Origin of the sequence: Streptomyces sp. NRRL S-646, from assembly GCF_000720765.1 — a bacterium.
Taxonomy (GTDB): domain Bacteria; phylum Actinomycetota; class Actinomycetes; order Streptomycetales; family Streptomycetaceae; genus Streptomyces.
In genome coordinates this window covers 284445-307047 of sequence record NZ_JODC01000003.1, presented here as the reverse complement: position 1 = coordinate 307047, position 22603 = coordinate 284445, and the positions used below count along the sequence as shown (strand labels likewise).

Here is a 22603-nt window from a genome sequence, read left to right as displayed (position 1 = left end):
CGCATGGGCAGGTACGTGGTCCGGCGTCTGCTCCAGATGATCCCGGTGTTCATCGGGGCCACGCTGCTGATCTTCCTGATGGTGAACGTGATGGGCGACCCCATCGCGGGACTGTGCGGCGAGCGGCAGTGCGACCCGGCCACGGCCGCCCAGCTGAAGAAGGAGTTCGGCCTCGACAAGCCGGTGTGGCAGCAATACCTGACCTACATGGGGAACGTCTTCACCGGCGACTTCGGTACGGCGTTCAACGGCCAGAAGGTCACCGAGCTGATGTCGACGGCGTTCCCGGTCACTATCCGACTCACCATCGTGGCGATCCTCTTCGAGATCGTCATCGGCATCACGCTGGGTGTCGTCACCGGCCTGCGGCGCGGCCGACCGGTCGACACCTCGGTCCTCCTGGGCACCCTCGTCGTCATCTCCGTGCCCACCTTCGTGACCGGTCTGCTGCTCCAGCTCCTCCTCGGTGTCGAGTGGGGCTGGATCAAACCGTCGGTCTCCACCGACGCCACCTTCAGCGAACTGATCGTTCCGGGCCTGGTCCTCGCGTCCGTCTCCCTCGCCTACGTCACCCGGCTGACCCGTACCTCCATCGCGGAGAACCGGCGCTCCGACTACGTCCGCACCGCCATCGCCAAGGGCCTGCCCCGGCAGCGGGTCGTCATCCGCCACCTGCTGCGCAACTCGCTGATCCCGGTGGTCACCTTCATCGGCACGGACATCGGCGCGCTGATGGGCGGCGCGATCGTCACCGAGCGGATCTTCAACATCCACGGCGTCGGCTACCAGCTCTACCAGGGCATCCTGCGCCAGAACACCCAGACCGTCGTCGGCTTCGTGACCGTACTCGTCCTCGTCTTCCTGGTGGCCAACCTGCTGGTCGACCTGCTGTACGCCGTACTCGACCCGAGGATCCGCTATGCCTGAGCAGTACGAGTCCGAGGGCGCCATCTCCTCCACGGGCATGGGCGGTGCGATGGACCTCGCCGTGAGCGAGGGGGAGACGCTGGAGGGGACCCCCCGCGGCCCGGGCGGCACCGGCCCGGCGGGCAGGCCGCGCTCCCTGTGGTCGGACGCCTGGCGCGACCTGCGCCGCAACCCCGTCTTCATCGTCTCGGCGCTGGTGATCCTGTTCCTGGTCGTGATCTCCCTGTGGCCGTCCCTGATCGCCTCCGGCAACCCCCTCAAGTGCGACCTCGCCAAGGCCCAGGAGGGCTCCCAGCCCGGCCACCCCTTCGGCTACGACGGCCAGGGCTGCGACGTTTACACGCGCACGGTGTACGGGACCCGCATCTCCATCAGCGTCGGCGTCCTGGCCACGCTCGGCGTTGCGCTCCTCGGCTCGGTCCTCGGCGGACTCGCCGGGTACTTCGGCGGGGGCTGGGACTCGCTGATGTCCCGGATCACCGACATCTTCTTCGCGATCCCGGTCGTGCTCGGCGGTCTCGTCCTGCTGTCCGTGGTGACCAGCAACACGATCTGGCCGGTCATCGGGTTCATCGTGCTGCTCGGCTGGACGCAGGTCTACCGCATCGCCCGCGGCTCGGTCATCACCGCCAAACAGAACGACTACGTGCAGGCCGCCCGCGCGCTCGGTGCCTCCGACTCCCGCATCCTGCTGCGGCACATCACGCCGAACGCGGTCGCCCCGGTGATCGTCGTGTCGACCATCGCGCTCGGCACGTACATCGCGCTGGAGGCGACCCTGTCGTACCTCGGCGTCGGTCTGAAGCCGCCCACGGTCAGCTGGGGCATCGACATCTCGGCGGCCTCCCCGTACATCCGCAACGCCCCCCACATGCTCCTGTGGCCGGCCGGCGCGCTGGCGGTCACCGTGCTGGCGTTCATCATGCTCGGCGACGCGGTGCGCGACGCCCTCGACCCGAAGCTGAGGTGAGCCGCCGTCATGCTGCTCGAAGTGCGGGACCTGCACGTGGAGTTCCGGACCCGGGACGGGGTCGCCAAGGCCGTCAACGGGGTCGACTACGGCGTGGACGCCGGGGAGACCCTCGCCGTGCTCGGCGAGTCCGGGTCGGGCAAGTCCGTCACCGCACAGGCGGTCATGGGCATTCTCGACATGCCGCCCGGGAGGATCACGGGCGGCGAGATCCTCTTCCAGGGCAGGGACCTGCTGAAGCTGAAGGAGGAGGAGCGCAGGAAGGTCCGCGGCGCCGAGATGGCCATGATCTTCCAGGACGCGCTGTCCTCCCTGAACCCCGTGCTGTCCGTGGGCGACCAGCTCGGTGAGATGTTCGTCGTGCACCGGGGGATGTCGCGGAAGGACGCGCGGGCGAAGGCCGTGGAGCTGATGGAGCGGGTGCGGATCCCGGCCGCCAAGGAGCGGGTCAAGGACTATCCCCACCAGTTCTCCGGAGGCATGCGCCAGCGCATCATGATCGCGATGGCGCTGGCACTGGAGCCGGCGCTGATCATCGCCGACGAACCGACGACGGCGCTGGACGTCACCGTCCAGGCCCAGGTGATGGACCTGCTCGCCGAGTTGCAGCGCGAGTACAACATGGGGCTCATCCTGATCACCCATGACCTGGGCGTGGTCGCCGACGTCGCCGACAGGATCGCCGTGATGTACGCGGGCCGGATCGTCGAGTCGGCCCCGGTGCACGACATCTACAAGGTGCCCGCCCACCCGTACACCAAGGGTCTGCTGGAGTCGATCCCGCGGCTCGACCAGAAGGGCCAGGAGCTCTACGCCATCCAGGGCCTGCCGCCGAACCTCATGCACATCCCGCCGGGCTGCGCCTTCCACCCCCGCTGCCCGATGGCCCAGGACGTGTGCCGGACCGACGTACCGCCGTTGTACGAAGTCGACGAAGACCGGCGCAGCGCCTGCCACTTCTGGAGGGAGTGCATGAATGGCTGAGTCGATTCTGCAGGTCAGAGGGCTCTTCAAGCACTATCCCCTCACTCAGGGGATTCTCTTCAAGAAACAGGTCGGCTCGGTCAAGGCCATCGACGGCGTGGACTTCGAACTCGCCCGAGGTGAAACCCTCGGCATCGTCGGGGAGTCCGGCTGCGGCAAGTCGACGGTCGCCAAGATGCTGGTCAACCTGGAGAAGCCGACGGCAGGGGAGATCCGCTACAAGGGCGAGGACATCGGCAAGCTGTCCGGCAAGGCCCTGCGAGCCGTGCGGCGCAACATCCAGATGGTCTTCCAGGACCCGTACACCTCCCTCAACCCCCGGATGACCGTGGGCGACATCATCGGGGAGCCGTACGAGATCCATCCCGAGGTGGCACCCAAGGGCGACCGGCGGGGGAAGGTCCAGGAGCTGCTGGACGTGGTCGGGCTCAACCCCGAGTACATCAACCGCTATCCGCACCAGTTCTCCGGCGGCCAGCGCCAACGCATCGGCATCGCACGGGGGCTGGCGCTGCGCCCCGAGATCATCGTCGCCGACGAGCCGGTCTCCGCGCTGGACGTGTCCGTGCAGGCCCAGGTGATCAACCTGATGGACCGGCTGCAGAGCGAGTTCGAGCTGTCGTACGTCTTCATCGCGCACGACCTGTCGATCGTCCGGCACATCTCGGACCGGGTCGGAGTGATGTACCTCGGGCGGATCGTGGAGACCGGCAAGGACGCCGAGATCTACGACCATCCGACACATCCCTACACACAGGCGCTGCTGTCCGCCGTCCCCGTGCCCGACCCGGTGGCGAGGGAGCGCCGGGAGCGGATCATCCTCTCGGGAGATGTGCCGTCACCGACGAACATTCCCTCGGGGTGCCGCTTCCGCACCCGGTGCTGGAAGGCGCAGGAGCGGTGCGCGCTGGAGGTGCCGCTGCTGGCGGTGCCGGCCGAGTTCCGGCATGTGAGCGGTCCGGCCGCCCATGACTCGGCCTGCCACTTCGCGGAGGAGACGCTGAAAAATGGGCGCTCCGCGCCGGGCATCGCGCCGCCCGAGGAGTAACACGCAGGCAACTTGGCCGACCCGGTTCCGATATACGGACGCGTCAGTCTCTAGAGCGTACGGCCGTGCGGGTGCCGTAAACGGGCCGGGGCTCGCCATGTAGCCCCGGCCCGTTGCCGTGCCCGGGCCTACCCCAGCGACCGCTTCAGGAAGTCGAGTTGGAGCCGCAGCAGGTTCTCGGCGACCGACTCCTGCGGGGTCATGTGCGTGACGCCGGACAGCGGCAGCACCTCGTGCGGACGGCCGGCGGCCAGCAGGGCCGAGGACAGCCGCAGGGAGTGGGCGACCACCACGTTGTCGTCGGCGAAGCCATGGATGATCATCATCGGACGGTGCGGCTCGGCCGCGTCGACCAGGCCCGCGTCGTCGATGAGCGAGTTGCGGCGGTAGACCTCCGGCTGCTCGTCCGGGTGGCCGAGGTAGCGCTCCTGGTAGTGGGTGTCGTACAGCCGCAGATCGGTGACCGGGGCGCCCACCACGGCCGCGTGGAAGACGTCCGGGCGGCGCAGCACCGCGAGCGCCGCCAGGTAACCGCCGAAGGACCAGCCGCGGATGCCGACCCGGGTCAGGTCCAGGGGGAAGCGGGCGGCGAGCGCCTGGAGCGCGTCCACCTGGTCCTCGACCGTGGCCCCCGCGAGGTCGTCGCGGACGGCCTTCTCCCAGGCCGGGGAGCGGCCCGGGGTGCCGCGGCCGTCGGCGACCACGACCGCGAACCCCTGGTCGGCGAACCACTGCGAGGTCAGATGCGGATTGTGCGCGGCGACCACCCGCTGGCCGTGCGGACCGCCGTAGGGATCCATGAGGACCGGGAGCGGGGTCTCGCCGTCGTGATCGCGAGGAAGCAGCACGGCGCACGGGATGCGCCGTGCGCCCCCCTCGGTGAGGGTCACGCGGGGTGTCATACCGGGGTCTTCCGCATGCGAGGCGATGGTCGCGGCATTCCCCCAGCCTCCGGCCGGGGGGACCCCCATCTCCCTTCGGTCGCCGTCGCGAAGTACCCGTACGCGGGCGCCCGGCCGGTCCAGTGCGGCGGACACCAGCACGGTCACGCCCCCGGAGCGCACCGCCGAGTGCACGCCGGGCTCCTGCGACACACGTTCCAGACCGAGTTCGTTGACGCGGTAGACATGCACCTCGCCGGTCTCGGGGGCCTCGGCCTCCTCTCCGGCCGACGCAGCGATCAGCACGTTGTCGTCCGAGACGTCCAGCACCGCCCGCACATGCAACTGCGGTCCTGTCAGCGGGCGTTCACCCACCGCCAGGACCCGCGCGCCGCCCTCGTCGACGATGCGCACGAGCTGCCCGGACGGGCTCCAGCAGGGCACCCCGGGGAAAAGATCAAGCCAAACCTGATCTTCGTCCGCGTGCACCAGCCGGGTCGCGCCCGTCTGAGGGGTCACGGCCAGGAACAACTGGCTGCGCTGGTCGCGCGCTTGTACGAGAAGCAGGGGTGTGCCCGCTTCTGACCAGTGCACATGCGCCAGGTACGGATAGCGCACCCGGTCCCAGACGACCTCCGTGCGCGCCCCGTCCAGACCGATCACGAACAGCCGTACGTCCGCGTTGTCCGTGCCCGCCGCCGGATAGGCGACGTGCTGTGGCTCACGTTCCGGCTGGGCCGGGTCGGAGATCCACCAGCGCCGTACCGGCGTGTCGTCCACGCGCGCGACCAGCAGCCGGTCCGAGTCCGGGGACCACCAGAAGCCACGCAGGCGTTGCATTTCCTCGGCTGCGATGAACTCGGCCAGGCCATAGGTGACGTTCGCCGACTCCGGCTCTGCAAGGGCCCGTTCGTCCTTGCCCTCGGCGCCGACGACCCGCAGCGCACCCTGCGCGACGTAGGCGACGTGCCGGCCGTCGGGGGAGGGGCGGGGGTCGATCACCGGTCCGGGGGTGGGGAGTTCACGTGCCGTACCGGCCCGTAGTTCCGCCGTGAAAAGCCGCCCTGACAAGGCGAAAGACACCAACTCCACGGCTGCGTCGGTGGCGTAGCCGACGATGCCGGCGCCGCCCTCGCGGCTGCGTTCGCGGCGCGCCCGCTCCTCGGGCGGGAGCTCCTCCGAGCCGCCGCCGAGCAGGGCGCGCGGGTCCGCGGCCACGCGCTCCCCGCTGTCCCGTACGTCGAGAACCCACAGGGAACTCGCCCTGTCCGTACCGGAGGTGGAGCGCAGGAACACGACACGGGAGCCGTCGGGCGCCACGGTGAAGGCGCGCGGCGCGCCCAGGGTGAACCGCTGGGTGCGGGCGTGCCTGCGGGGGAAGGAGTCGGACGTCGTCGTCATGCCCTGACCATATTGGCCATGCGCCCCCTTGTGCGGCCGTGCGCCGATCGATGCGCGCGGTCGGATAGTTATGATCACTAGCGCATAGTGGGTATCAACCTGCTGGTTGTTGTGTGGTTTTGTCCGGCCCCTAAGTCCGACCCCCGCGCTCTTGGGACCTTTGGAGGTGAGCCGCCGTGGCACTCTCGATTTCGGCGGTGGTGCTGCTGGCGATCATCGTCTTCCTTCTGATCAAGAAGTCAGGACTGAAGGCGGGGCATGCGATCGTCTGCATGCTGCTCGGGTTCTATCTGGCCTCCTCGACCGTCGCTCCCACCATCAGCGAGCTGACGACGAACATCGCGGGGATGATCGGCAGCATCAAGTTCTGACCCCGGGCTGCACTGCACTGTCGGTGCCGCCTCGTAGGGTGGCTCCATGACGGAACAGCCCTCCCGGCGTCTGCTGCTGGTGCATGCGCACCCGGACGACGAGTCGATCAACAACGGCGCGACCATGGCCGCGTACGCGTCCGGGGGTGCCCGCGTGACGCTGGTCACCTGCACCCTGGGCGAGCTCGGCGAGGTCATTCCGCCTCAGCTGCAGCACCTCACCGGCACCGCCCTCGGCGAGTACCGGCTGCAGGAGCTCACGGCCGCCATGGGTGAGCTCGGCGTCGAGGACTTCCGTCAGCTCGGCGGCCCGGGCCGCTACCGCGACTCCGGGATGATGGGCCTGGCCGACAACGAGGACCCGGCCTGCTTCTGGCAGGCGGACGTCGACGAGGCGGCCACCCACCTCGTCGAGGTGATCCTGGAGGTACGCCCCCAGGTCCTCGTCACGTATGACGACAACGGCGGATACGGCCACCCCGACCACATCCAGGCCCACCGCGTCGCCATGCGCGCCGCCGAACTGGCCGCGGGGGCGGGGTGGGAGATCCCCAAGATCTACTGGAACCGCGTGCCGCGGTCCGTGGCCGAGGGTGCCTTCGCCCGACTTGCGGACGACTTGCCCGGTCTGCCCTTCTCCAAGGCCGCCGCGATCGACGACGTACCGGGTGTCGTGCCCGACGACCGGATCACCGCCGAGATCGACGGCACAGCGCACGCCGCCGCCAAGGCCGCCGCGATGCGCGCACACGCCACCCAGATCGAGGTCGCTCAGCCGTACTTCGCGCTCTCCAACGAACAGGCACAACCCCTCTTCACCACCGAGTACTACGAATTGGTGCGCGGGGCAGGCGGAGAGCAGAGAGAGACCGATCTCTTCGCCGGGATCGAGCTCGCCGCTGTCGAGGAGGCGTCATGACGGAGCGCGGTTCCCTGCTCGCCCAGCCACTGCAGCGGCCCTCCGCCGGACGGACGCTCCTGTACGTGGGCCTCTTCGTGCTCGGCGCGGTCGTCGGCGCGGCCGGTTCGCTGGTGCAGGCCGGCTGGTTCCCCGGCGGGCTGCTGCTCGCGCTCGCGGGCGAGGCCGGGCTCTGCCTCGGCGGCGGACGGGCCACGGGCAGCCGCGGCGGGGCGATCGCACCTGCCGCCGGATGGATGATCTCCGTCATCCTGCTCACCGCCAGCAGACCCGAAGGAGACTTCCTCTTCGGCGCAGGAGGCGGCTCCTATCTCTTCCTCCTCGGAGGGATGGCCGTCGCTGTGATCTGCGCCACCCTTGGACAGGGGCGGCAACCAGGTGGCCGTGACGTCCGACTTGGCAAGTGACGTACCACTTCGCCATTAACCGCGCGTGGGAGTCCCGTGTGGGTTTCCCCGGCGGTCATGGGATACGCGCCAGAAGTGGCCAGTATGGTGGTGCGCGCCGCCGAGCCGCCCGTGAGGTTGTGTCGGGCGGCGGAGCCAACCGGGAGAACCTGCCTTGAGTCGTGAAACTGACACTCCGTCCTCCGGGCCCAACGGGCGCGGCGGAGCCGCATACCCGTCGGGCACGCCGCCGTACGGGACACCCACGGCTTCCGACGCCGGTACGGATGCGGGCCGTTCGGCCGCGCAGCCGGAGGACCGCAAGACCGAGACCACACTGACGACCCGGATCCGGATCAACATCCCAGGGTCGCGGCCCATTCCGCCGGTCGTCGTGCGTACGCCCGTCGCGGACGCCGAGGGCTACGACGACACCGGGGAGACCGAGGCTCCGGCGCCGGGTGCCACCCAGGCCATGAGCACCGTCGAGCCCCCGGCCGAGCCCGCTCAGCCCGCCGAGGACAAGACGAGCGGGTGGTTCGCGCCCCGCAAGTCGGCGCCCGCCAAGGGCGGTCAGGGCGGCGGCTCCACCAACGGGGCCGGGCTGCCGGGCGGTTCGGGCGCGGGTGCGCCGGCCGCCCCGGGTGCCGGGCCCTTCGGCGGGGGCGCCCCTTCCGGCGGCTCCCGTCCGGGCACCGGACGCCCCGGGGGCGTGGTCGGCTCCATGAGCGTGCCGGGTGGCTCCCGGCCCGGCGGCGGCCCCCGCCCCGGCGGGACGAACGGCGCCGGGCTCCCCGGAGCGACCGGCGGGCCCGTGGCCCCCGGGCACGGCGGCGGCACCGGTTCCTTCGACGTCACCGAGGCGCTGGCCGCGGGACCGCTCGGCAACGGCGCGCGCCCCGGCAGCGGTGGCAGCGAGCCCCGCCGTGACGAGCTCCCGTATTTCTCGGACGGCGAGCGCAACACCCAGGCCGGGCAGAACGGCCAGGGCGGTTACGGCGGCCCAGGCGGCGCGAGCGACTTCAGCGGGCCGAACGGCCGCGGCGGCCAGGGCCCCACGGGCCCGACCGTCGGTCCGGTCACCGGTGACGGCCTCGTGACCTCGCCCTTCGGCGCTGGGCCGACCGGACCCCCGGGACCGGCCGGGCCCAAGGGACGTGGCGGCCCCGGCGCACCTGCCGGCCTCGGCGGACCCGCGGGCATCGGCGGCCCCGGCGGCCCCGGCGGCCCCGGCACCATCGGCGGTACGCACGGCGCGGGCCTCGGCCCCGGTGGCGGCCTCAGCGACGACACCGCGATCCTCACCCCGCAGAAGCCGGCCCCCGAGCCGGGCCAGCAGGGCTTCCCGGCGCCCGACAACATCTCCGGACACACCGTCACCAGCGGCGTCCCGGTCGGGTCGCCCGGCGCGAACTCACCGTTCGGCCCCGGCTCCCACACCGACGGCCCGCTGCCGCACACGCCGCCGAAGCTGCCCGAGCCGGCCGGCCAGAACACCTCGGCAGCCGCCGCGCCCAAGAAAAAGAAGAAGGGGCGCAACAAGCTGGTGCTGCTCGGCACCGGCGTGGTCATCGTCGGCGGTCTCGCCTACGGCGCCGGACTGCTCATGAACCACTCCGACGTGCCCAAGGGCACCACCGTGCTCGGCGTCGACATCGGCGGCGGCACCCGCGACGAGGCCGTCAAGAAGCTCGACGCGTCCTTCGGCGACCGTGTGAACAAGCCGCTGAAGCTGTCCGTCGGCGGCAAGACGGTCGAGCTGAAGCCGGACCAGGCGGGCCTGCAGTTCGACGAGCAGGCCACGGTCGCGGCGGCCGCGCAGGCCGACTACAACCCGATCTCCGTCATCGGCTCCCTCTTCGGCAACCACCGGGTCGTCGACCCGGTCATGCCCGTCGACGAGGAGAAGCTGGCGGCCGCCCTGAGGTCCACGGCGGGCGGCTCCGGCTCGATGACCGAGGGCACGATCGAGTTCAAGTCCGGCAAGGCCGTCGCCGTCTACGGCAAGGCGGGCAAGGGCATCGCCGCCGCAAAGTCGGCCCAGGCGGTCGAGGAGGCGTACCGCAGTCAGGTGGAGACCAACTCCACCGACCCGGTCGCGGTCGTGACCACGACCCAGCAGCCGACGATCACGAACGCCGAGGTCGACCGGGAGATGAAGGCCTTCGCCGAGCCCGCGATGTCGGGGCTCGTCACGGTCAAGACGGACACGGGCATCTCGCTGCAGATGAGCCCGCAGAAATCCCTGTGGAAGTTCCTCAGGGTCGCGCCCGTGGGCGGCAAGCTCGTCGACAAGCCGGACCTCGCCGCGCTCAAGCAGCTCTACGGCGGCCAGTTCGACAGCGTCCTGATCACCCGGGGCACCGGCAAGAAGACGGCGGTCACCCCGCAGGACGTCTACGTCGCCCTGCGCCAGGCCCTGCTGAGCAAGACCGACCGGGTGGGGATCATCCAGACGAAACCCAGCTGACGTCAGGCCCGGAAGGGGGCACCCGGCAGGCGCCGGGTGCCCCCTTCGCCGTATGTCACGGCCTGCCGTATGACATCTGTCATCCGGCAGTCAGGACCGCCGACACTGCCGTGACCAGGGCCTGGGCGGCCACGATGGATCCCATGACGACGACAGCGACAGCGACCGCCGCCCCGGTGGTCGGCTTCGACCAGGTGAGCAAGACGTACGGGTCCGTACGGGCCGTCGACGGGCTGACCCTCGCCCTGCACCCGGGGGAGACCGTGGCCCTGCTGGGGCCGAACGGGGCGGGCAAGTCGACCACCCTCGACCTGCTGCTCGGCCTCAAGAACGCCGACAGCGGCACGGTCCGCGTCTTCGGCACCAGCCCGCGCGAGGCCATCGTCGCCGGGCGCGTGGGCGCCATGCTGCAGAGCGGCGGGCTGATGGACGAGGTCACGGTCGCCGAGCTGGTGAAGCTCGCCTGCGACCTGCACCCCAAGCCGTACCAGGCGAAGGACGTGCTCGCCCGCGCCGGCATCTCCCAGATCGCCGACCGCAAGGTCAACAAGCTCTCCGGCGGCCAGGCACAGCGCGTCCGCTTCGCCCTCGCCACCGCGGGCGACAGCGATCTGATCGTCCTCGACGAGCCGACCACCGGCATGGACGTCTCCGCCCGCCAGGCCTTCTGGGCCACCATGCGCGAGCAGGCCGACCAGGGCCGGACGGTCCTGTTCGCCACGCACTACCTGGAGGAGGCGGACGCCATCGCCGACCGGGTGCTGGTCCTGCACCGCGGCCGGCTGCTGGCGGACGGCACGGCGGCCGAGATCAAGGCGAAGGCAGGGGCACGGAGGGTGTCGTTCGACCTCGAAGGCGCCATCGACGAGGCTCCTCTGCGCGGCCTCCCCTTCCTGACGGCAATAGACATCTCCGGCCAGACCGTCCGCATCCAGTCCACCGACGCCGACGCGACCGTGCACGCCCTCTACGGTCTCGGCGTCTACCCCCGCAACCTCGAAGTCGCCGGGCTCGGTCTGGAGCAGGCCTTCGTCGCCATCACCGCCGCCGAGGAGGCCAAGCACTCATGAACAGCCTCATCAAGCTCGAACTCACCCGCGCCCTGCGCAACCGCAAGTTCCTCTTCTTCTCGGTGATCTACCCGTCGGTCATCTTCCTGCTCGTCTCCAACCAGACGGGGAAGGTCGACGGCAGCGGTCTGAGCGTCGCCTCGTACGTCATGGTCTCCATGGCCTCCTTCGGCGCCCTGACCGCGGTCCTCATGGGCAACAGCGAGCGCATCGCCAAGGAGCGGGAGGGCGGCTGGGTACGGCAGCTGCGGCTGACCACGCTGCCCGGGCGCGGCTATGTCCTCGCCAAGACCGCCAGCGCCGCCGTCGTCAGCCTGCCGTCCATCGTGGTCGTCTTCCTGGTCGCCGCGGCCGTGCGGGACGTACGGCTGGACGCCTGGCAGTGGTTCGCGCTCACCGGGGCGATCTGGGCCGGCAGTCTGGTCTTCGCCGCGCTCGGCGTCGCCATCGGCTACCTGGCCACCGGGGACGCGGTCCGCCCGATCACGATGATCACGTATTTCGGCCTGTCGATCCTCGGCGGCCTGTGGATGCCGTCCTCGACCTTCCCGCAGTGGCTGCAGGACATCGCCAAGTGGCTGCCCACGCACGCGTACGCTGCCCTCGGACGGGCCATCGAACAGAGCCAGGCCCCCCATGCCCAGGACATCGCCATCCTCGTCGCCTTCTTCCTGATCTTCGCGGGCGGCGCGGCGTGGCTGTACCGGAAGGACACGCTGAAGGCGTGAGCACGATGACGGACGACGGGCTGCCCGCGGAACTCCGGGCCGAGAACGCGATCCGGGTCGGCCAGCCGCCCCGCAACCGGGCCGAGGCGGCACGCAAGATCGTCTGGATCCTGCCGTGGCTGATCTTCCTTGGTTCGCCGGTGAAGGACCTCACCTCCGGCCACCACTCGACCGCCGCGACCGCGGCGGGCTGGGTGGCCCTGGCCTCCTTCACCGGCCTCTACCTCACCCTGGTCTTCCGGAACATGGGCCGGCCGTTCTCCGGACCGACCGTCGGCGCCCTGGTCGCCCTGCTCGGCACGCTCGCCGTCGTCCTGTCCCTCACCCTCGGCAACCAGTGGATCGGGCTCTTCGTGTACGTCTCCGTCACGTGCGGCGCCACTCTGCCGCAGCGGGTCGCGTACTGGGCGGTGGGGGCTAACACCCTGGCGATGGTCCTGGTCGGCCTGCGCGTCGGCGAGGACGACTGGAGCCTGGTCCTGGTCGTGCTGCTCCTGGGCTTCGCGATGATGGGGGTCAAGCAACTGGTCCGCACGACGATCGAGTTGCGCAAGGCCAGGGCGACGGTGGCCCAACTGGCCGCGAACGAGGAGCGGTTGCGTCTCGCCCGGGATCTGCACGACCTGCTGGGGCATTCGCTGTCGTTGATCACGCTGAAGAGCGAACTCGCAGGCCGTATGCTCCCCGACCACCCCGACAAGGCGGCCGCCCAGGTCGCCGACATCGAACAGGTCAGCCGACAGGCCCTCGTCGACGTCCGCGCGGCCGTCTCCGGCTACCGGCGCACCCGCCTGCCCGACGAACTGGCGGGCGCGCAGGTCGCGTTGAAGGCGGCCGGCGTCACCGCCGAGGTGCCCGGCGAGCCCGACCTCACCGGCGTCCCGGAGGAGAGCGAGTCGGCCCTCGCCTGGGCGCTGCGCGAGGCGGTCACCAACGTCGTACGGCACAGCGGCGCCACCCGCTGCACGGTGGAGGTGCTGCGCCGCCAGACCCTGGACGGCGCGGTCCTCGAACTCGCCGTGGAGGACAATGGCTCGGGCGGCTCCGGCAAGGGCCCGGGCAACGGACTTACGGGCCTGACGGAACGCCTGCAGAAGGTCGGCGGCACCCTGGAGGCCGGCCGCATCAAGAAGGGCTTCCGCCTGGTCGCCCGCGTCCCCGTCGACACCCCGTCGGCCGTAGGATCCGGGGCATGAGCTCTACGATCAAGGTGCTCCTCGCCGAGGACCAGTCGATGGTCCGCGAGGCGCTGGCCGCGCTCCTCGGCCTCGAGGACGACATCGAGGTCGTGGCCCAAGTGGCCCGCGGCGACGAGGTGCTGGCGGCCGCCCGTGAGCACGCCGTGGACGTGGCCCTCCTCGACATCGAGATGCCGGGCTGCACCGGCATCGAGGCGGCGGCCCAGGTCCACAAGGCCCTGCCCGGCGTAAAACTGGTCGTCCTCACCACCTTCGGCCGCCCCGGCTACCTCCGCAGCGCCATGGAAGCAGGCGCCGACGCCTTCCTGGTCAAGGACGCCCCCGCAGCCCAACTCGCAGAAGCGGTACGCAAGGTACTGGCGGGGGAGCGCGTCATCGACCCCACCCTCGCCGCAGCGGCCCTGGCAGAGGGCGCCAATCCCCTGACGGACCGCGAACGCGAGGTGCTCCGCGCGGCGGCCGACGGCTCCACGAACGCGGAGCTGGCAGCAGCACTGCATTTGTCGCAGGGAACGGTCCGCAATTACTTGTCGACGGCAATCCAAAAACTGGCGGTACGAAACAGAGCCGAAGCGGTGCGGATAGCCCGAGAAAAGGGCTGGCTGTAAGGCTTTTGGATTTTAGGTTTTTAGGGGCGCGGGGCTGTATCGATATGCGGCTCCGCCGCGTGGGCGCGACCAGCCACGACGCTCCCGCAGTCGCGCAATTACAGAACGCCCTGGCGATCAGGCGAACTCAGTTGAGCAACGCCCGAGCAGCCAGGGCTTGCCCCCGCACCCGCTCCGCGGCCCCCTCATCGACCGCGCTGATCAACTCCGCGTACTGCTCCAACTCCACGGCGCCATCGACGAAGTCACCCCGCTGAACCAGCAACTGAGCCCGCTCATACCGCAACCGCGCCGGATGCGAGGGCAACAGCAGCGACAGATCGACCGCCCACAACGAAACATCCGACCGCTCGGGCCGCGCCGCAGCCCATACCCGGATGTTGTTGAGGATCCGCAGAACGACGTCCAGCGGATCCGCCGGCGTCAACATCGACGAATCCAGCGCAGCGCCCGTCGCACCGGCCACCAACAGCTCCGCGTCGCCGACACCCAGCACCCGCCCCCCGTCGAACGGGTCCACCAGCACCTGCTTCTCCCGAGGCCCGAACCCGACCACGAAGTGTCCCGGCAGCGCGACCCCGTACACCGGCGCCCCTGCCCGCCGGGCGACCTCCATCCACACGACCGACAGCAGGATCGGCAGCCCGCGCCGCCGCCGCAGCACCTCGTGCAGCAGCGAGGACTCCAGGCGCTGGTAGTCGGCGGGGGAGCCACGGAAGCCGTCCTGCACCCCGAGCAGGTGGTGCAGCGCCGTCGCCCACGCCATCGGACCGCCCGGCCGGAACGGCACCCGCCCCGCCAGCCGGTCCAGCTCCATCTGGGCGGCGTCCAGCCCCGCCTCGTCCAGGGCCCCGTCCGCCTCCGCGCCCACCAGCAGACACAGCGTCGACAGGTCGGGCCGCTCGGACCGCGCCTCCTCGGCGAACCGCCGCCGCAGTTCGGCGGACCGCTCGGGCGGTGGGGGGTATGGGGGACGCATAGCAGGCTGGTGCCCTCTCCCGGCGATCGGTACTACTGTCCGCTGCCGGGAGCCGCCGGTTCCCGGTAGTGGTGGTACGCGTGGTGCGCGGCGAAGCCCATCCCGGCGTACAGCGCCCGCGCCCCCGCGTTGTCCTCCTCGACCTGGAGCCACGCTGCGGAGGCGCCCTCGTCGAGCGCCCGCCCGGCCAGTGCGGCCATGACGGTGGTGGCCAGCCCGCGTCGCCGCAGCGCCGGATCCACCTCGACGGCGGCGAAGGACGCCCACCGCCCGTCCACGACACACCGTCCGATCGCAGCAGGATCCTGCTCCCCGGGCACCGTCGCGAACCACACCGACGGCCCTCCCCCACTCTCGGCTTCGCTCGAGCGGGGGGACCCCCATCCCAGCACCTTCAGCGCCACCTCGCTCACCCCCTTGCGCTGATACCGCGCAAGCCACGCCTCGTCCGCCTCCCGGGACAGCACGACCCCGGACGCCTCCGCCCGGTCGGCCACCGGCGCCAGCGCCCCGATCCACAGCTCGGCGGTCACCTCACGCATCCACCCGCGCCGCTCCAGCTCCGCACACAGCAGCTCCTGCGTGCCCTCGGCGCCGGTCGCGGTCTGGATGTACGCGGGCAGCCCACGGTCGCCGTACCACCGTCGTACGACGTCCAGCGCCTCGTCGAGCGGCACGCCCGGGTCGCCGAGCGGCAGTACCGAATTGGCGCGCCGGGTGAACCCGGCCGCGGCCCGCAGCTCCCACTCGCCGAGCCGCTCGCTCTCCAGCGGCCGCCACGCGCGCGAGGCGACGTGCGCGAGCTCCTCGTAGGAGGCGGCAGGACCCCTCCGGCGGGCCGGTGCGGCGGGCACGACCTTTCCCGCGACCAGCGCAGATTCCGGAATCCGGACGCTTTCGCCGCCCTTGCGTGTGATCAGCAGCACACCGTCGTCCCATGATGTGAGAACACCCACCGTGTCGGTGAACTTCTCTTCCGGGACCCCAGGTTCGATCAAGCGTCGTACCGAGACCCGTTTCCCCACGTCAGCAGCGGTGATACGAACCTCGAGACGTCCGCCGGCCGAGATTTCCACAGGTCAGTTCACCCCTCCTGTTCGGATCATGCCCAAGAACGGAGATACTAGGGGCGGGCATCGACGACGCCGCGCTCCCGCGCGCCAGGCGGCGGAGCCTGAGGAGGCCCGCCGGCGCCCTATCGAGGAGGAACGACAGCGTGACCTACGTCATCGCGCAGCCTTGTGTCGACGTCAAGGACAAGGCGTGCATCGAGGAGTGCCCGGTCGACTGCATCTACGAGGGCCAGCGGTCCTTGTACATCCACCCGGACGAATGCGTCGACTGTGGTGCCTGTGAGCCGGTATGCCCGGTCGAGGCGATCTTCTACGAGGACGACACTCCGGAGGAGTGGAAGGACTACTACAAGGCGAACGTCGAGTTCTTCGACGAGCTCGGCTCCCCCGGCGGCGCCAGCAAGCTGGGCCTGATCGAGCGGGACCACCCCTTCATCGCCGCGCTGCCGCCGCAGGCCGAGTAATCACGTAAGCGGCCCGCAGATCGTGCCGCCTCGGTCCCGTACGGCCGGATCGCCCTGGTGATCGCCGTACGGGACCGAGGCGTTTGCCGTACCAGGGCCCTTGGGCCGTCTGCCGTACCAGAAAGTGAGCCAGATCCCGTGTCCGCAGTCTCCGACCGCCTGCCCACCTTCCCCTGGGACAAGCTGGAGCCGTACAAGAAAACGGCCGCCTCGCACCCGGACGGCATCGTCGACCTCTCCGTCGGCACCCCGGTCGACCCGGTCCCCGAGCTGGTCCAGAAGGCCCTCATCGACGCGGCGGACTCCCCGGGCTATCCGACGGTCTGGGGCACCCCGGCCCTGCGCGACGCGATCACCGGCTGGGTCGAGCGCCGCCTCGGCGCCCGCGAGGTCACGCACAAGCACGTCCTGCCGATCGTCGGCTCCAAGGAACTCGTCGCCTGGCTCCCCACCCAGCTGGGCCTCGGCCCCGGCGACAAGGTGGCGTACCCGCGCCTCGCGTACCCGACGTACGAGGTCGGCGCCCGCCTGGCCCGCGCGGACTACGAGGTCTACGACGACCCGACGGACCTGGATCCGACGAACCTGAAGCTCCTCTGGCTCAACTCGCCCTCCAACCCGACGGGCAAGGTGCTGGACAAGCAGGAGCTGACGCGGATCGTCGCGTGGGCGCGCGAGCACGGGATCCTGGTCTTCTCCGACGAGTGCTACCTGGAACTGGGCTGGGAGGCGGACCCGGTCTCGGTCCTGCACCCCGACGTGAACGGCGGCTCGTACGAGGGCATCGTGTCCGTCCACTCCCTCTCCAAGCGATCCAACCTGGCGGGCTACCGGGCGGCCTTCCTGGCCGGTGACCCGGCCGTCCTCGGCCCCCTCCTGGAGATCCGCAAGCACGGCGGCATGATGACGCCGGCGCCCACGCAGGCGGCCGTGGTGGCGGCCCTGGGCGACGACGCCCATGTCCAGGAGCAGCGGGAGCGGTACGCGGCCCGGCGCACGGTCCTGCGCGCGGCGCTGCTCGGCCACGGCTTCCGCATCGAGCACAGCGAGGCCAGCCTCTACCTGTGGGCGACACGGGACGAGTCCTGCTGGGACACCGTGGCCCACCTGGCCGAGCTCGGCATCCTGGTCGCGCCGGGCGACTTCTACGGCACGGCGGGCGAGAAGTTCGTACGGGTGGCGCTGACGGCGACGGACGAGCGGGTGCGGGCGGCCGTGGAGCGCCTGTAGCCGCCGGAGACGTGACGAGGGGGTCCGGGACAGTGTCCCGGACCCCCTCCGCGCTACAGGTGGCTCAGCCGCCGATCGGGAGGCCCTTCACCGGCAGGTTGCCGGTGCTCGGCAGGCCGCCCTTGGCCAGCGAGCCCGCCGGCAGGGCGCCGCCGTTCTGGCTCGCGGTCTGCGTGGTGACGCCGACGATCTCCCCGACGGAGCCCGCCGCGGCGCCCGCCGCGCGCTGCGCAGCCGGAGCCGCCTTCTTCGCCACGCTGCCACCGGTCTTGCCCGCGTTCGGCACGGCCTTCTTGACCGCGTTGCTGCCGGCGGCGCCCGCAAGCCCGGTCACGTTCTGCGCCGCACCGTCGACGGTGTTGCCGACGCTCGCCCCGTCCAGCGAGGTCAGACCTGCGGTGGTCGGGGCGGCGGGCAGTTCGGGGGCCGCGCTCGCGGAGCCGGCCGCACCGACCCCGGCAGCCGCTCCCGCTGCGACGAGCAGCGCGGCACGGGCGATCCGACGGGTCAGGGGGAGGGACATGATGCTCCTTCGATGGATGTTGATCGTCCGGGCTCGGACGATGTGACTACCGCTCGAAGGCCCCGAAGGTTGCGGCGTCCCAACGTAAAGAGTTGGCAATGCGTCGCATTATCGGCTGCGGATAAAAACGGGCAAAAAGCGCCCGCTCGGAAAGCGTGCCGAATCCTTACATCCCTTTGTTGTCAAGGGCTTTGTCGGTTGCAGGGGTGACGGTGCGAAAACCTGCCCACACCGTGGATCAAGTATGCCGGGCATAACCCGTGCGAGTGAAGGACCGTACTACTGCGCAGTGACGATTCGGACCGCGTCGGCGGCCTTTTCGACCCCGCCGAGGCCTTCCGCGGCGGCCGTGTGCCACGGGTTGTCGGCGTTTCCGGCGGTCCACTCCCGCCCCCCGTAGGAGACGCGCTCGATGTGCAGGGCGGAGGAGTTGGCCACGGCCCAGTGGGCGAGCTGCCAGCCGCGCTGGCGGACGCTGCGGCCCTTGGCGGGGCTCTTGCCTGCGGCGACGGGGAGCGTGACGGTCCGGGCGCTCGTCCCCGTGCTCCCGGTCGGCGAGGGGGCCGATGTCGACACGGCGTTCACTTCCGCGGCGGCCGGCTGCAGTGCGTCGCGCCCGAAGTCCCGTACGAGAGCGGCCCGCACGGCGTCCGGCCCCGCCGCCTGCGTGGTGGCCGGGAGGCCGGCGCAGGTCAGCGTGGCCGCCGAGTTCCCGGTGAGGGCGGCGGCGAGCAGGGTGGCGTCCGGCTCGTGCTTGGCGTACGCCTCGGGATATCCGCTGCGCTGCACACGCTGCGCGGCGACCGTGAGGGGGAGCGCCGCGTAGTCGTGCACCTTGGCCAGGTGCTGGTAGAACTTGCCCGCCGCGTACGTCGGGTCCAGGATCTGCTTCCTGGTGCCCCAGCCCTGCGACGGCCGCTGCTGGAACAGGCCGAGCGAATCCCGGTCGCCGTGCTCGATGTTGCGCAGCTGCGATTCCTGCAGCGCAGTCGCGATCGCGATGGTCACCGCCCGCTCGGGCATGCCGCGCCCGGTGCCCACCGCGGCGATCGTCGCCGCGTTCACCGCCTGCTCCGGCGTGAACTCGTACGCCGCCCCGTCGGCCTCGCCCGAGACCACCCTGCAGCCCGATCCGCCTCTGCCCCCGGTGACGTACTGCACCGCGAGATAGCCCGCGACGGCGAACAGGACCACGAAGGCCGCCCCGATACGGAAGAGGCGGCCACGGCGTTTGAGGGTGGATGACGGCTCTGGCACGTCGTACAAGGTAGCGGAGGGCTCTGTGACCCACGTGCCGGATGTGGACAGTGGGCCGAGGAGGCGGCGGGTTAGGGTCGAAGGCATGGCCGACACCCCACTTGACCTCACCCTGGACGCCGCCGAGCTCACCGCGCAGCTCGTCGACTTCCCGTCCGAGAGCGGCACCGAGAAGCCCCTCGCCGACGCGATCGAGTCCGCCCTGCGCGCCCTGCCGCACCTGACGGTCGAGCGGTACGGCAACAACGTCGTCGCGCGGACGAACCTCGGGCGGCAGGAGCGGGTGATCCTGGCCGGCCACATCGACACCGTGCCGATCGCCGGCAACGTCCCGTCCCGGCTGGACGCGGACGGCGTCCTGTGGGGCTGCGGCACCTGCGACATGAAGTCGGGCGTGGCCGTGCAGCTGCGCATCGCGGCCACGGTCCCGACCCCCAACCGCGACCTGACCTTCGTCTTCTACGACAACGAAGAGGTGGCGGCCGACCTCAACGGCCTCAAGCACGTGGCCGAGGCGCACCCCGAGTGGCTGCAGGGCGACTTCGCGGTGCTGCTGGAGCCGTCGGACGGCGAGGTCGAGGGCGGCTGCCAGGGCACCCTCAGGGTCCTGCTGAAGACCACGGGCGAGCGGGCCCACTCGGCGCGCAGCTGGATGGGCTCCAACGCCATCCACGCGGCCGCGCCGATCCTGGCCCGCCTGGCCTCGTACGAACCGCGCTACCCGGTGATCGACGGCCTGGAGTACCGCGAGGGACTGAACGCGGTGGGCATCTCGGGCGGCGTGGCGGGCAATGTCATCCCCGACGAATGCGTCGTGGCCGTCAACTTCCGCTATGCGCCCGACCGCACTGAGGAAGAGGCGATCGCCCACGTCAGGGAGGTCTTCGCGGACTGCGGGGTGCAGGAGTTCGTGGTGGACGACCACAGCGGCGCGGCGCTGCCCGGCCTCTCGCACCCGGCCGCGGCGGCCTTCATCGAGGCGGTCGGCGGAACCCCGCAGCCGAAGTACGGCTGGACGGACGTCTCGCGCTTCTCCTCCCTCGGCATCCCCGCGGTCAACTACGGCCCCGGCAACCCGCACTTGGCGCACAAGCGGGACGAACGGGTCGAGACCGCGAAGATCCTGGCGGGTGAGCAGCGTCTGCGGGCCTGGCTGACGGCATAGCCCGTACACCGCTTCACGGCGGACATGCTCACGTCCCCCGTCCGTAACCCGCGTAGATCTACTCTGAGGTGGATACACCTGCAAGCGGAGGGAGCGCACATGGCTACCGGGAACCCCGAGGGCAAGAAGGTGCCGCCGGATGAGCAGCGTCTCGGACCGGTCCTCCGGAGGCGCGGCCAGGTGACGGAGAGCACGACGGACCAGCGGCTGCTGGACGAGCGCGCTCCCACGGACTGGGTCCACACGGACCCCTGGCGGGTGCTGCGCATCCAGTCGGAGTTCATCGAGGGCTTCGGCACCCTCGCCGAACTCCCGCCCGCGATCAGCGTGTTCGGCTCGGCGCGCACGCCCGTCGACTCCCCGGAGTACGAGGCGGGCGTCCGGCTCGGCCGCGGCCTGGTGGAGGCGGGCTGGGCGGTGATCACCGGCGGCGGCCCGGGCGCCATGGAGGCGGCCAACAAGGGCGCCTGCGAGGCGAAGGGCATCTCGGTCGGCCTCGGCATCGAGCTGCCCTTCGAGCAGGGCCTCAACGCCTACGTCGACATCGGCCTGAACTTCCGCTACTTCTTCGTCCGCAAGATGATGTTCGTGAAGTACGCGCAGGGCTTCGTGGTCCTGCCCGGCGGCCTGGGCACCCTGGACGAGCTCTTCGAGGCCCTGACCCTGGTGCAGACCCAGAAGGTGACCCGCTTCCCGATCGTCCTGTTCGGGAGCGAGTACTGGGGCGGCCTGGTCGACTGGCTCAAGAACACGCTGATCGCCCAGGGCAAGGCATCGGAGAAGGACCTGCTCCTCTTCCACGTCACGGACGACGTGGAAGAGGCGGTCGCGCTGGTCTCGAAGGAGGCCGCCCGGTAGGAAACCCAGCCCCTCCGGCGTCAAATTCAGCCTCTCCGGCGTTTGAGGAGCGGGGGTCCGGGGGGCTGGCCCCCGGTACGGGACGGGTAGGGGCGGCGGGGGCGAAAAAGGGCCCTACGCCAGCCCCCGCCGCGCCACAGCCGGAGGCCGATGCCCGGCGATGGACGCCACCATGTCCAGCACCTGACGGGTCTCGGCGACCTCGTGCACCCGATACACCTGCGCCCCCAGCCACGCCGACACGGCCGTGGTGGCGAGCGTCCCCACCACCCGCTCCTTCAGCGGGGTGTCCAGGGTCTCGCCCACGAAGTCCTTGTTGGACAGGGAGACCAGGACGGGCCACCCCGTGTCGACCATCTCCCCGAGCCGCCGCGTCGCCTCCAGGCTGTGCCGGGTGTTCTTCCCGAAGTCGTGCCCGGGATCGATCAGCACGGACTCCCGGGGCACCCCCAGCGCCACCGCCCGCTCGGCCAGCCCCAGCGTCACCCGCAGAATGTCGGCCACGACATCGTCGTACGTCACCCGATGCGGACGAGTACGTGGCTGAGCGCCCCCCGCGTGCGTGCACACCAGCCCGACGCCGTACCTCGCCGCGACCTCCGCCAGCCCCGGGTCGACGCCGCCCCAGGCGTCGTTCAGCAGATCCGCGCCGGCCTCGCACACGGCCTCGCCGACCTCGGCCCGCCAGGTGTCCACACTGATGACCACGTCCGGGAAGCGCCGCCGCACCTCCGCGACGAACCCCACCGTCCGCCGCGCCTCCTCCTCGGCCGACACCTCGTCGCCCGGACCGGCCTTGACCCCGCCGATGTCGATGATGGCAGCCCCCTCCGACACCGCCTCCTCCACGCGCGCGAGGGCGGGCTCGTCCCGGAAGGTCGCTCCCTGGTCGTAGAAGGAGTCCGGGGTCCGGTTCACGATCGCCATGATCACCGGCTCGTGCGCCTCGAATGCGCGCCTGCCCAGCCTGAGCATCCGCTGTGACCTCTCGTCGTACGACCTGGGTAAGACCGGTTCCTCGGCCGCCTGCGACCCTAACTGTCAGACTCGCATGGCACGATCGGACCCTGACACATTCAGCTTCATCGTCAG

The 22603-nt window shown here is 70.8% G+C and carries 22 protein-coding genes; 16 read left to right on the top strand and 6 right to left on the bottom strand.

Annotated features, from left to right (window positions below):
* Positions 1–3: 3 nt before the first annotated feature.
* The 4 genes from IH68_RS0105805 to IH68_RS0105790 are packed head-to-tail and all read left to right on the top strand — an operon-like array spanning position 4 to position 3929.
* Entirely contained in the window at positions 4–927 is a 924-nt protein-coding gene (locus IH68_RS0105805; RefSeq protein WP_030929348.1) for an ABC transporter permease, read from the top strand.
* Positions 920–1897 carry an ABC transporter permease gene (locus IH68_RS0105800; protein WP_030929345.1) on the top strand — a complete coding sequence of 326 codons (978 nt, stop codon included), beginning with the start codon at positions 920–922 and terminating at the stop codon, positions 1895–1897. Before IH68_RS0105805 ends, IH68_RS0105800 begins: the two co-directional genes overlap by 8 nt.
* A 9-nt stretch (positions 1898–1906) precedes the next feature.
* Positions 1907–2881 (top strand): ABC transporter ATP-binding protein, encoded by a 975-nt coding sequence (locus IH68_RS0105795; RefSeq protein ID WP_030929342.1) that lies wholly within the window; start codon positions 1907–1909, stop codon positions 2879–2881.
* Entirely contained in the window at positions 2874–3929 is a 1056-nt protein-coding gene (locus tag IH68_RS0105790) for an ABC transporter ATP-binding protein (RefSeq protein WP_030929340.1), read from the top strand. Before IH68_RS0105795 ends, IH68_RS0105790 begins: the two co-directional genes overlap by 8 nt.
* A 128-nt stretch (positions 3930–4057) precedes the next feature.
* Here IH68_RS0105790 and IH68_RS0105785 read toward each other — a convergent pair whose 3' ends face one another.
* Positions 4058–6211, bottom strand: a complete 2154-nt coding sequence (locus tag IH68_RS0105785; protein ID WP_030929337.1) for a S9 family peptidase — start codon at positions 6209–6211, stop codon at positions 4058–4060.
* Between the two features lie 176 nt (positions 6212–6387).
* Between IH68_RS0105785 and IH68_RS0105780 the strand changes: the two genes are divergently transcribed.
* The 8 genes from IH68_RS0105780 (at position 6388) to IH68_RS0105745 (ending at position 13962) form a co-directional block, all read left to right on the top strand.
* Positions 6388–6582 (top strand): hypothetical protein, encoded by a 195-nt coding sequence (locus tag IH68_RS0105780; protein ID WP_003992731.1) that lies wholly within the window; start codon positions 6388–6390, stop codon positions 6580–6582.
* 46 nt (positions 6583–6628) lie between these two features.
* Positions 6629–7501 (top strand): N-acetyl-1-D-myo-inositol-2-amino-2-deoxy-alpha-D-glucopyranoside deacetylase, encoded by an 873-nt coding sequence (mshB, locus tag IH68_RS0105775; RefSeq protein ID WP_030929335.1) that lies wholly within the window; start codon positions 6629–6631, stop codon positions 7499–7501.
* Positions 7498–7908 carry a DUF6113 family protein gene (locus IH68_RS0105770; RefSeq protein ID WP_030929333.1) on the top strand — a complete coding sequence of 137 codons (411 nt, stop codon included), beginning with the start codon at positions 7498–7500 and terminating at the stop codon, positions 7906–7908. The genes mshB and IH68_RS0105770 overlap by 4 nt, the downstream gene beginning before the upstream one ends.
* A gap of 154 nt (positions 7909–8062) precedes the next feature.
* Entirely contained in the window at positions 8063–10357 is a 2295-nt protein-coding gene (locus tag IH68_RS0105765) for a hypothetical protein (RefSeq protein ID WP_030929331.1), read from the top strand.
* 143 nt (positions 10358–10500) lie between these two features.
* On the top strand, positions 10501–11427 hold the full coding sequence (locus IH68_RS0105760) for an ABC transporter ATP-binding protein (RefSeq protein WP_030929328.1): 927 nt from the start codon (positions 10501–10503) through the stop codon (positions 11425–11427).
* Positions 11424–12155: an ABC transporter permease gene (locus IH68_RS0105755; protein WP_030929326.1), complete on the top strand. Its 732-nt coding sequence runs from the start codon at positions 11424–11426 to the stop codon at positions 12153–12155. The genes IH68_RS0105760 and IH68_RS0105755 overlap by 4 nt, the downstream gene beginning before the upstream one ends.
* A gap of 5 nt (positions 12156–12160) precedes the next feature.
* Entirely contained in the window at positions 12161–13351 is a 1191-nt protein-coding gene (locus IH68_RS0105750; protein WP_037884625.1) for a sensor histidine kinase, read from the top strand.
* Positions 13348–13962, top strand: coding sequence for a response regulator transcription factor (locus IH68_RS0105745; protein ID WP_030929322.1), 615 nt, complete (start codon positions 13348–13350; stop codon positions 13960–13962). Before IH68_RS0105750 ends, IH68_RS0105745 begins: the two co-directional genes overlap by 4 nt.
* 127 nt (positions 13963–14089) lie before the next feature.
* On the opposite strand, the gene IH68_RS0105740 is transcribed toward IH68_RS0105745, so the two are convergent.
* Entirely contained in the window at positions 14090–14941 is an 852-nt protein-coding gene (locus tag IH68_RS0105740) for a transglutaminase-like domain-containing protein (protein WP_030929320.1), read from the bottom strand.
* 32 nt (positions 14942–14973) lie between these two features.
* On the bottom strand, positions 14974–16017 hold the full coding sequence (locus IH68_RS0105735) for a GNAT family N-acetyltransferase (protein WP_030929318.1): 1044 nt from the start codon (positions 16015–16017) through the stop codon (positions 14974–14976).
* A 140-nt stretch (positions 16018–16157) separates the two neighbouring features.
* Here IH68_RS0105735 and fdxA point away from each other — a divergent pair, with 140 nt between their 5' ends.
* The gene (gene fdxA, locus IH68_RS0105730) at positions 16158–16478 is read left to right on the top strand and encodes a ferredoxin (protein ID WP_030929316.1); all 321 of its coding nucleotides are present in this window, start codon (positions 16158–16160) and stop codon (positions 16476–16478) included.
* 138 nt (positions 16479–16616) lie between these two features.
* Entirely contained in the window at positions 16617–17708 is a 1092-nt protein-coding gene (locus tag IH68_RS0105725) for a bifunctional succinyldiaminopimelate transaminase/glutamate-prephenate aminotransferase (RefSeq protein WP_030929301.1), read from the top strand.
* Positions 17709–17772: 64 nt separating this feature from the next.
* Here IH68_RS0105725 and IH68_RS0105720 read toward each other — a convergent pair whose 3' ends face one another.
* Positions 17773–18231 (bottom strand): hypothetical protein, encoded by a 459-nt coding sequence (locus IH68_RS0105720; protein ID WP_030929298.1) that lies wholly within the window; start codon positions 18229–18231, stop codon positions 17773–17775.
* Positions 18232–18510: 279 nt separating this feature from the next.
* Positions 18511–19488, bottom strand: a complete 978-nt coding sequence (locus tag IH68_RS0105715; protein ID WP_030929295.1) for a hypothetical protein — start codon at positions 19486–19488, stop codon at positions 18511–18513.
* A gap of 85 nt (positions 19489–19573) precedes the next feature.
* Here IH68_RS0105715 and dapE point away from each other — a divergent pair, with 85 nt between their 5' ends.
* Together dapE and IH68_RS0105705 are read left to right on the top strand one after the other, a co-directional pair.
* Positions 19574–20653 carry a succinyl-diaminopimelate desuccinylase gene (gene dapE / locus IH68_RS0105710; RefSeq protein WP_030929292.1) on the top strand — a complete coding sequence of 360 codons (1080 nt, stop codon included), beginning with the start codon at positions 19574–19576 and terminating at the stop codon, positions 20651–20653.
* A gap of 99 nt (positions 20654–20752) precedes the next feature.
* Positions 20753–21511: a TIGR00730 family Rossman fold protein gene (locus tag IH68_RS0105705; protein WP_030929289.1), complete on the top strand. Its 759-nt coding sequence runs from the start codon at positions 20753–20755 to the stop codon at positions 21509–21511.
* A 114-nt stretch (positions 21512–21625) separates the two neighbouring features.
* On the opposite strand, the gene folP is transcribed toward IH68_RS0105705, so the two are convergent.
* Positions 21626–22486, bottom strand: a complete 861-nt coding sequence (folP, locus tag IH68_RS0105700; protein WP_030929286.1) for a dihydropteroate synthase — start codon at positions 22484–22486, stop codon at positions 21626–21628.
* Between the last annotated feature and the right edge of the window lie 117 nt (positions 22487–22603).